This window comes from Insulibacter thermoxylanivorax (assembly GCF_015472005.1).
In the GTDB taxonomy this organism is placed as follows: domain Bacteria; phylum Bacillota; class Bacilli; order Paenibacillales; family DA-C8; genus Insulibacter; species Insulibacter thermoxylanivorax.
This window is the reverse complement of sequence record NZ_BMAQ01000047.1, coordinates 1-9622: the sequence shown is the minus strand read 5'-3', so window position 1 is coordinate 9622 and position 9622 is coordinate 1. Positions and strand designations below refer to the sequence as shown.

Below are 9622 nucleotides of genomic sequence, written 5' to 3'. Positions count from 1 at the left end.
CGTACGGTTGGGGGTGTTTTTATTGTTCTTGATCTTCTAATGCCCAGTCGGCTTCGAGCAACTGTCTCAGCTTCGCAAAGGATTCGGCGCCGATCGCATCAGCGATCTTACGAGCCAGATTCTCTTTGATTGATACGTACATATGGTAACATTGCTCTCCGCGCGGCGTCAGCTGCAAGCACTTATCCTTGCGGTTGTTTTCCATATTGCTGATGACAACGATCCCTTTGGTTTCGAGATTTTTGATGCACTTATGGGTCGCTTGGCGGGTGATGCCCACGTGCTTGGTTACACGGGAGATCGTTGTTTTGCCTCGCTCATGGATTTTGGCCATGATATACCATTCTGAATTGGAGATGCGCAGATCGTTCATTTGATTCCACTGTTTCTCGATCATCCCCCGCAGTTGGAGATGTCGCTCGCTGATCAGGTCGATCAAGTCAAGCTGATGCATCGTGGTGGACTGCAAAGAATATCCCTGCTTTCCTCGATTATCGATTGGTTAACACAGCCTACTATACAGAACGCCCTTGAAAATGTCAATCAAGTTGACAAAATTGTGAATGAGGCGTATAATAGGATTGTAAACTTGGTTGACGATATCTACGGGACGGGAGATATGGGATGTTTGAAATCGGAGATGTGATTGTCTATTCGGCGCATGGGCTCTGCCGCATAGACGACATATGCGAAAGGACGCTGGCGGGGGAGACAAGAACCTATTATGTCATGCATCCGCTGGGGGATGATAATCTGACCATCAGCTGCCCGGTGGATAGTGATAAGGTGAAGATACTGAAGACGCTCGAGCGGTACGAAGCAGAGAAGGTCCTGCTATCCTTTAAGGAACCGGGCGTTGAATGGATCGATGATTATCGGAAGCGCAATGCGAAATACAAAGAATGGATTAACTCCGCAGACCGGATGCTGATCGCAAAGGTGATTAACACGTTGATGCGCAGGGACAAGGAACTGCAAGCCAACAACAAACAGCTGTATGAAGTGGATCGGAGAATGTTAGCGGATATTCAACAGATCCTGTTTAAGGAATTAGCGTTGACCCTTGGGACCACCTATGAAGAGATCTTGCGTGAAACGGAAGAGATGATCGAGAACCATCCTGCTCCCACCAAGACCAGCTGACTGCATCGACGGGTCGGCAGATGTCGGCGATGGCCTGCAGAATACAGTGAGTCAGTTGATGTTGATGTCAGCATGCAACGACGGCATAAAGTTGGACAGAAACCTTACGAGGTTTCCGTCCAACTTTTTTTGTGTGAAAATCTTGTGTCACTGGGGGTTCAGTGCCCCTTCCTGCCGGTTTTGTCCTAAATTTAGGATGTAAGCTTAGGTCCGGTCAGCGATCTGATGATGTTTGTCCTAATAATCGTATAAAATCCCGCGTTGATGATACAGGACGATGAGCGGATCTGTGATGTCCATTCACTGTTCTGGGCTTAGGCGAATAGGATGATTGTATGATTGCGGACGGCGGTCGACATTTATAAATAAAATGAATTGACAAACCAATGAAAACTTATATAATAGCAGTAACAATTAATTTATATTAATCGCATATATTTACTCGGAATATTGGGGGATTATGGAGGTCTGGTTATGAATTTACTCGAGAAGGAACGATGGATTGCCGAAGCGGCGGAGAAGTTTGAGTATGAACGGCCGGAAGCTCTGTTGGCTTATGCGGTTGAGAGTTTTCCCAACATCACGTTTGCCTGCAGTTTCGGAGCAGAGGATGTTGTGATCGTCGATATGCTGCAGAAGATCAGCCCGAAGACGGACATCTTCTATCTGGACACTGACTTTCATTTCCGTGAAACCTATGAGACACGGGATCGGATCGCTGCGCGGTACGGCATTGATTTCATCCAGGTGAAGCCTAAGTTGACACCGGAAGAACAAGCGGAGCAAGTAGCGCCCGAACTGTGGAAGAAGGATCCAAATGCCTGCTGCAATATCCGCAAGGTGGAGCCGCTGACAAGAATCCTATCCCAATATGATGCGTGGATCACTGGGATTCGGCGGGATCAGGCACCTACGCGGGCGAATGCGAAGAAAGTCGAGTATGATACGAAGTTTGGACTTGTGAAATTCAATCCGCTGGCTGATTGGACATCGGATGATGTGTGGCATTATATCCGTGAGCATCAGTTGATCTATAACCCGCTGCATGATCAGAACTATCCGAGCATCGGCTGCGAGCACTGCACACGTCCTGTCAAACCAGGCGAAGATCCGCGCGCAGGAAGATGGTCAGGCTTCGATAAGATCGAATGCGGTCTTCATAAATAATCTAAGACAATGGGAATGGAGGAGGAACTATAGGGATGGCTATTCAACCTCATGGAGGATCGCTCGTCCATCGTCTCGTCACCGGTGAAGAGCGAGAGCAATATCTGCAAGAGGCAGCCCGCCTGCGGAAGATTCCGATTAACAATTGGACGATATCGGATATCGACTGCATCGCAGTCGGCGCCTTCTCGCCGCTCGTTGGTTTTATGAATCAGGAGGATTATTCATCCGTCGTCGATCGCATGCGTCTTGCAGACGGCACAGTATGGAGCATTCCGATTACGTTGTCCTTTGATGAAGAAACGGCAGAAGCGATTGAGCTCGGGGAACGGGTGGCGTTAGTCGGAGAGAAAGACGGGATCATCTATGCGATCATGCAAGTGGAGAGCATCTACGAAGCGGATCAACACCATGAGGCTGTCCAAGTATACAAGACGGATGATCCAGCGCATCCGGGCGTTGCGAAGTTGTTCGAACGCTCCTCTGTCTATGCAGGAGGCCCGATTACGGTTCTTAATCGGCCGCAGCGCGAAAAGTTTGGAGAATATTACTTCGATCCGGCTGAGACCCGCCGCATCTTCGCTGAGAAGGGCTGGAGGCGCATCGTCGGTTTCCAGACGCGCAATCCTGTGCATCGCGCCCATGAGTATATCCAGAAGAGCGCGATGGAGATCGTGGACGGTTTGTTCTTGAACCCGCTTGTTGGGGAGACCAAATCCGATGATATCTCAGCGGAAGTAAGGATGAAGAGCTATCTCGTCCTTCTCGAGCATTACTATCCGCAGGATCGGGTGTTCCTCGGTGTCTTCCCGGCAGCGATGCGGTATGCGGGACCGAGGGAAGCGATTTTCCATGCGATCGTCCGTAAGAATTACGGCTGCACGCATTTTATCGTTGGGCGTGATCATGCGGGAGTGGGAGATTATTACGGAACCTACGAGGCGCAGGAGATCTTCTTCAACTTTACGGCGGAGGAATTAGGTATCACCCCGCTGTTCTTCGAGCACAGTTTCTACTGCACGAAGTGCGGCAACATGGCTTCGAGCAAGACTTGTCCCCATGATCCATCCGACCGTATGCATCTGTCGGGCACCAAGGTACGTCAGATGTTAAGAGAAGGCAAGAGCCCGCCGCCGGAGTTCACGAGACCGGAGGTCGCGCAGGTCCTGATCGAAGGGATGAGCGAGCGCGTCTCTGCCCCTATGAATTAAACTGATAAAGTGATGTATACGAAAGGGTATATTTGTCCACTCTGACCCATATAGATGAGAAAGAATCTATGGAGTCGGGGTGGATATTTTATATGTTTAGAAGAAAACGCGGCAAGATCGTCATCTGGATCAGATACCCGAAGGGCTGGAGGATGCTGCTCGCCTGCTGTGCACTGGGGGTGCTGGCAAGCCTCATCGCAGCTGAGATTCGCTCGGAACGCACGTGGAGTGAATGGGCGCTTCCCCTCTCCGGTAAAGTCATCGTGCTTGATCCTGGACACGGCGGCGAAGACGGCGGCGCTGTGAGTAAGGACGGGCTGGTGGAGAAGGATGTTACGCTCACGATCAGCTTATACCTCCGAGACTATCTGCAGCAGGCAGGTGCGATCGTCTATATGACGCGGGAGACGGATAAGGACCTTGCGGATCCGGAGAACCGCAGGAACCGCAAGCGACAGGATTTGACGAGACGAGCGGAATATGTGCAGTCGAAGAACCCGGACCTGCTCTTGACCATTCATCTGAACAGCATCGATTCCCCCAGGTGGCGGGGGGCGCAGACATTCTATTACCCCAATCACCCGGACAATGAGCAGCTTGCCAAGCTCATCCAAGATTCGTTGATCCAAGGGCTGGCTAATACGACCAGGCAAGCCAAGCTAACGCCCCATGAGGTTTACTTGCTGAAGACGGCGAAGATGCCGGCGGCCTTGGTGGAGGTTGGATTTTTGTCTAATCCGGAGGAAGCTAAGCTGCTTGCGGATGATCTCTACCAGCGTAAAGTTGCTGCCGCGATCTACGAAGGTGTGCTGCGTTATATGTCGGGGGAAAGGCTTGGTACAGAAGAGCATAATTGATATAATGTAGTCAAGTTTCGAAGCGATGAGGTGTGACATGCTTACGAGAGATAGGGTTTTGGAAGCGCTGCAAGGGCTTAGAGAGCCGACATATGAGCGCGGATACGTGGAATTGAACATGATCAGAGATGTGTTGGTTCGCGAAGATCAGGTTGCGCTGACCATCGTCTTGGCCGAGGACAGCGAAGAGGAGAAGACGAGATTAAGCAAGCTGGTCTCGGCGATCATCCGCGAGATAGGCGGCAAGGAACCGCATATTCGCTTTCGCACGTTGACGGAGATCGAGCGCCAGCAGATAGAGAGACAACTGGCGGCGAATGCCGTTTCAGCGAAGGCAACAGCCCATGCACAGGCCGCCGGCCCCAGACCGGGCGGCGCCCATATGCTCAGCCCGCTATTGGATCCTGCTTCGGGCGTGAAGTTCATCGCCGTAGCCAGCGGCAAGGGCGGGGTCGGTAAGTCGACGGTGACGGTGAATGTAGCTGCGGCTTTGGCTAGAGCGGGCAAGAAAGTCGGCATCATCGATGCGGATATCTACGGTTTCAGCGTACCCGATATGATGGGGATCGAAGAAGTACCTAAGCTGGAGGGGGATAAGATCCTGCCTGTAGAGCGCTTTGGCGTGAAGGTGATCTCGATGAGTTTCTTCGTCCAGGACAATGCTCCCGTCATCTGGCGAGGTCCGATGCTGGGCAAGATGCTCCGCAATTTCTTCGCTGAAGTGGAATGGGGCGATGTGGAATACATCCTGCTCGATCTCCCGCCAGGTACGGGGGATATCGCCCTCGATGTTCATCAGATGATTCCCCACAGCAAGGAATTGCTCGTAACGACGCCCCATGCAACGGCTGCCTTCGTAGCCGCCAGAGCCGGTGCGATGGCGCGGCAGACGAACCATGAGATCTTGGGCGTAGTGGAGAATATGGCCTATTATATTTGCAGTCATTGCGGTGAGAAGGATTATATCTTCGGCCGCGGGGGCGGGGCGAAACTGGCGCAGGAGCTGCATACAGAACTGTTGGCACAGATCCCGCTCGGAGCGCCGGACAATCATCCTTCCGAACCGGATTATTCGCCTTCTGTATACAAAGCCGATTCGGAAACAGGCAAGCTCTATGCAGAGTTGGCCGCACGTGTCATCGAGAAAGCATAGGCACAATAAGGAAAGGGGCTGTCCATCCGTCAGTCAACGCGGACTTACTGGATAGTCCCTTTTTCTCACTTCTTGGCGTATGCATTGAACTTCTTTAACTTCCGCCGCCCCCTCCGCTGCTTCCCCCGCTGTCTCAGCCTTTTTGCTCCTCCTTCGACTTGCTCTCCTCTTCCATGGCCTTCTTCAGAAGTTCCATGAGTTCCAAGCGGAACAAGGGATTTTCGATCGCCTCTTGCATGATCGTCATCGTCTGCTGTCGATATTCCTTCCCCTTCATGACTTCCATGATGATCTTCTTAAAGTCCTCTTGCTTCATGATATCGATTAACAAGCTTTGGTATTCGGGGTCGGTCATCAGCTGTTTATGGATGTCTTTGTTCGCTTCTTGCACGGCCTTGGCAAATTCTCCGGCGAATTTGGGGTCCGTCATCATCTGCTTCAGATATTCAGGATACTTCGGGTCCGTCAGCACTTCCTTGACCGCCATCTGAATCTGCTGCCCCTGAGGAGACGAAAGCATCTGCATGATCGCACCGGAACTTTGTTCACTGCTCTTCTGGGCTTCTTCGATCGCTTTTTTGCCTTCTTCGGTCTTCAAGATGTCGATGACCATGGATTTGATCTCTTTATAGTCGGCCCCGCTCGACGGCTGTTGGGCAGCGCAGGAGGCAAGCAGGAGGATCATGAGGATGCAAGGGATGATGTGCCGTAATCGAAGCATGGAGATTCCCCCTATATAAGAGATGAATTATACGTTATTATGTGGGAGGGACTGGGGATTTATGAAAGGAAATATTCGCATTTTTCTGTGAAGTTTGGTACAATAATCTAGAGAATTTCTGCGTACGGAGAGGGACGTTATATGACACTGCGCAAATGGTTCTATCTATTCTTAACAACACTAGGAATCGGCGGTGCCGGAGGACTGCTCGCCGGGTTTCTGCTTCTGACCACGGATCTGCATAACTTGCCGGCGATGACGGGTTATGACTGGTGGATTAATCTGCGCGATTTCTTCCTAAGCGGCCTGCTCTTCAGCATCGTCAGCCAAGCGGGTTTCTTCGCTTATATGATGCTGAATTTTATCGTCCGCGGTGTGATCAGAACGCCGACTTGGAACCTGATTCAGCTCGTGCTGATCGGCATATCGATTGTCTATCTGGAGATGGTCACCTACAGTGAGTCAAGCTCATTCGTTCATTACATCCTCTTGCCGCTGGCGATCTTCCTGTTCTCGTGGTTAGTCGCTTACTTTAAGATCAAGATGACGAATGGGCAGGCGCTAATCCCCACGATCTTCTTCATGGTGGCAGCTACGACCTTCGAGGCAGCGCCCAGCCTGCAGGGAGGATCGGTGGAGAAGATCCTCGTAGGAGTAATTCCGCTACTGCTCTGCAATGCTTGGCAGATCCTGCAATTAACGAAGCTTGTCGGCTCCGAATACAACCAAGCTGCTGCTTCTGTGATCAGCAAGCAGCACCCCGGTTCCACGAGCTGATGTTCTAACGGATCTGCCTTGGGCTTCAGCGGTTATCACGGACTTCTTGACCTTGAATCGACGTGTGATTGATCAGTTCGCTGACGGTGACGAAGGTGTAGCCGGCGGCTCTGAGTTTATCGATGATCGCCGGCAGCGCCAGGTGGGTCTGCTCAGCGGTATCACTGGCGTGCATCAGCACGATATCGCCGGGATGAGCGTACGAGACGACGCGGTGCACGATGTTATCGACACCGGGGTTTCGGTAATCCAGGGAGTCCGTATCCCACTGAATCACCGTAAGCCCCAAGCGATTAGCAATATCCAGAACACGCTTGTCATAATCGCCGTTCGGCAAGCGGAGCAGCGTGGGCTGCTCACCGGTCGTTTCGGAGAGGATCTGGTTGGCGATGATCAGCTGTTTGCGGATTTCCTCATCTTCTAAAGTGCTGTAGTTATCATATTTATGCCCGTGGCTGCCGACCTCGAACCCTTCTGCTACGATGCGCTCGGTAATCTCAGGATGCTGTTTGCTCCAAGGTGCCGATAAGAAGAAGGTGGCCTTCTCAACGCCTTTTTCCTTCAGGACGTCCAAGACCAGACCGGGCGTTCGATCCCCCCAGCTGATGTCGAACGTCAGTGCGATCAGCTTCTGGTCCGTCACGACACTATAGATTGCCGAGGGTTCTTCATATGAGAATACGGTGACATTGTGCCTCTCTACATAGATGATGGATGCTATGAACAGGATGGCTGCGATGAGGAATAGGGCTTGTTTGACCTTTCTGCCGTTGATGACGTAGAACGTATTCATGGTGCTGCTCCTCCTTAGAACGTAGTCATAAGTTTCGCAGTGATCGCTGTGCTGGATCGCTGCCTTCGGTCATGGAGTACTCGTCCGATTCATAGTAATATGTATGCGCATCGGAGCGGGATATGCAGACAACGATTGGTCATGGGAATGCGGAATTGGTCTCACAGATGCAGTTGAGACGACGGGAGGTATACGATTTGGATAAGATTCGCATGTTATGGAGGATGGTCCTTGAGGAGATCAATCGCTCCAAATTTTATATTCTGGCCGCGGTGATCTTGTTCGCTTACGGCATCTATTCAGGCTATTCGTCCGATGGACTGGATGCGATGTTGATGCAGACAACGGAACAAGTGTTTGGCCAGATCCGAGATCAGATCGAGCGGTCGGATACGCCGACGCTCACGGCGGTTATGGTGATCTTTCTGAACAATGTCAGAGCCGTACTCGTGATGATGGTACTCGGGATCTTCCTCGGATTGTTTCCGGTGCTCTCTATGCTGTTTAATGGGGTATTAATCGGCTTCACTCTGCGACTTCAAGAAGCGGCCGACCTGTCCCTTATGGATCTTATCTTCAGAGGATTGTTGCCGCACGGCATATTGGAACTTCCGGCGATCTTCATCGCGGCTGGCTATGGATTAAGATTAGGTATCACGGCGCTGCGCCGACTGTTCCCGAGTCAAAGAGCGCAGGTGCAGACGCTCGGCGAGATCGCCATGTCGGGACTGGCGCTGTTTGGCTTCCTGGTGATCCTGCTGCTGTTCGCCTCTATCATCGAGAGTACGATCACGCCGTGGCTTCTGAACAGTGCGCTTGAAGCGTAGCGAATCCAAGAAACTGAGCGAATTAAAAAACTTCTCACAACCCATCATAAAAAATCCAAAATGTGTACATAACATTAACGCGATGTTATTAGACGCATGCGAAGTGGAAGCTGGACTGCAGCAGGGAATCGCACGTCTAATAATCAGCGCGTTTTTTTCACTTGTGAACCAGTTCTTCAATAACAGGAGGCTGACCTTATGCTGGGCTTGCTGCTGAATGAACGCGAGTGCAGGGAATTGGACTATATCCTGCGCAAGGAATTGGATGAGATGCTGCTTGATCTTAAGGATCAGAGGATCGACGAGAGCATCAGGAGGGCGATAGAGGCGAGATACCATGTGATCTTCCGCATGTTCGCCAGATTCGCTCCGCCGAACGAACTGTCGAGATATGCCCGGAATCGCCGTTTCAAGCAGACTTGACCATGTATCATAATACGGCCAGCGTCTGTTCGCGAAGAAGATCCGCCGCCGTCCGAGGGGCGGCGATTCCAAAGGATTTGTGCTTAGGTACAGGCCATGATATTTTAGTGATCATGTAATATCAGCATTAAATAAAAAAACACTTGACTTCATAGGCGAAGCTATGATAAATTATTTTTCGTCGCCGAAATTCGGCAACGGACTCTAATAAGTCTGAACCGAGGATGGCGAACTTGATTCGTTAGCTGAGCAAGTCACATGGCTGAACGGTTGGCAGGATGCCGCTGGATCGGCCGAAAGAAAAAACAAAAAAAGACTTGCAAAGTTGCTCGAATCTATGTTATAGTAAAAAAGTCGCCCTAAGGCGCCGACGACAATGTCGAAGCCGCTGAGTGACGACAAGATCAACACGCTTGTTCTTTGAAAACTGCAGAACGAACATGTAATGTCCTGACAGTAAGACATGGCTAGCCGATGACGGTTAGTGCATCTTACACGTCAATGAATGAACTTTCGAGCTTAGTTCAAAAGCTCTGTAATATCCCTCTGG

11 protein-coding genes are annotated in these 9622 nt (G+C 51.1%); 8 read left to right on the top strand and 3 right to left on the bottom strand.

What is annotated here, in order from left to right:
* Positions 1–19 precede the first annotated feature (19 nt).
* On the bottom strand, positions 20–469 hold the full coding sequence (locus tag PRECH8_RS13645) for a MarR family winged helix-turn-helix transcriptional regulator (protein ID WP_242457593.1): 450 nt from the start codon (positions 467–469) through the stop codon (positions 20–22).
* Between the two features lie 155 nt (positions 470–624).
* On the opposite strand from PRECH8_RS13645, the gene PRECH8_RS13640 reads away from it, so the two are divergent.
* From PRECH8_RS13640 to salA, 5 genes are all read left to right on the top strand, one after another.
* The gene (locus tag PRECH8_RS13640) at positions 625–1143 is read left to right on the top strand and encodes a CarD family transcriptional regulator (RefSeq protein ID WP_200967647.1); all 519 of its coding nucleotides are present in this window, start codon (positions 625–627) and stop codon (positions 1141–1143) included.
* A 474-nt stretch (positions 1144–1617) separates the two neighbouring features.
* A complete protein-coding gene (locus PRECH8_RS13635; RefSeq protein WP_200967646.1) occupies positions 1618–2310 on the top strand; it encodes a phosphoadenylyl-sulfate reductase in 693 nt (230 codons plus the stop codon).
* A gap of 35 nt (positions 2311–2345) precedes the next feature.
* Entirely contained in the window at positions 2346–3521 is a 1176-nt protein-coding gene (gene sat / locus PRECH8_RS13630; RefSeq protein ID WP_200967645.1) for a sulfate adenylyltransferase, read from the top strand.
* Between the two features lie 92 nt (positions 3522–3613).
* Positions 3614–4378, top strand: coding sequence for an N-acetylmuramoyl-L-alanine amidase CwlD (gene cwlD / locus PRECH8_RS13625; RefSeq protein WP_200967644.1), 765 nt, complete (start codon positions 3614–3616; stop codon positions 4376–4378).
* 37 nt (positions 4379–4415) lie between these two features.
* The gene (gene salA / locus PRECH8_RS13620) at positions 4416–5531 is read left to right on the top strand and encodes an iron-sulfur carrier protein/transcriptional regulator SalA (RefSeq protein WP_200967643.1); all 1116 of its coding nucleotides are present in this window, start codon (positions 4416–4418) and stop codon (positions 5529–5531) included.
* Positions 5532–5664: 133 nt separating this feature from the next.
* Here the strand turns inward: salA and gerD are convergent, their stop codons facing one another.
* Positions 5665–6252 carry a spore germination lipoprotein GerD gene (gene gerD / locus PRECH8_RS13615; protein WP_200967642.1) on the bottom strand — a complete coding sequence of 196 codons (588 nt, stop codon included), beginning with the start codon at positions 6250–6252 and terminating at the stop codon, positions 5665–5667.
* 141 nt (positions 6253–6393) lie between these two features.
* On the opposite strand from gerD, the gene PRECH8_RS13610 reads away from it, so the two are divergent.
* Positions 6394–7029, top strand: coding sequence for a KinB-signaling pathway activation protein (locus PRECH8_RS13610; protein WP_200967641.1), 636 nt, complete (start codon positions 6394–6396; stop codon positions 7027–7029).
* 25 nt (positions 7030–7054) lie between these two features.
* On the opposite strand, the gene pdaB is transcribed toward PRECH8_RS13610, so the two are convergent.
* A complete protein-coding gene (pdaB, locus tag PRECH8_RS13605; protein ID WP_200967640.1) occupies positions 7055–7822 on the bottom strand; it encodes a polysaccharide deacetylase family sporulation protein PdaB in 768 nt (255 codons plus the stop codon).
* 122 nt (positions 7823–7944) lie between these two features.
* On the opposite strand from pdaB, the gene PRECH8_RS13600 reads away from it, so the two are divergent.
* A complete protein-coding gene (locus PRECH8_RS13600; RefSeq protein ID WP_207161805.1) occupies positions 7945–8649 on the top strand; it encodes a stage II sporulation protein M in 705 nt (234 codons plus the stop codon).
* Positions 8650–8847: 198 nt separating this feature from the next.
* On the top strand, positions 8848–9072 hold the full coding sequence (locus tag PRECH8_RS13595; protein WP_200967638.1) for a hypothetical protein: 225 nt from the start codon (positions 8848–8850) through the stop codon (positions 9070–9072).
* The last annotated feature ends 550 nt before the right edge of the window (positions 9073–9622 follow it).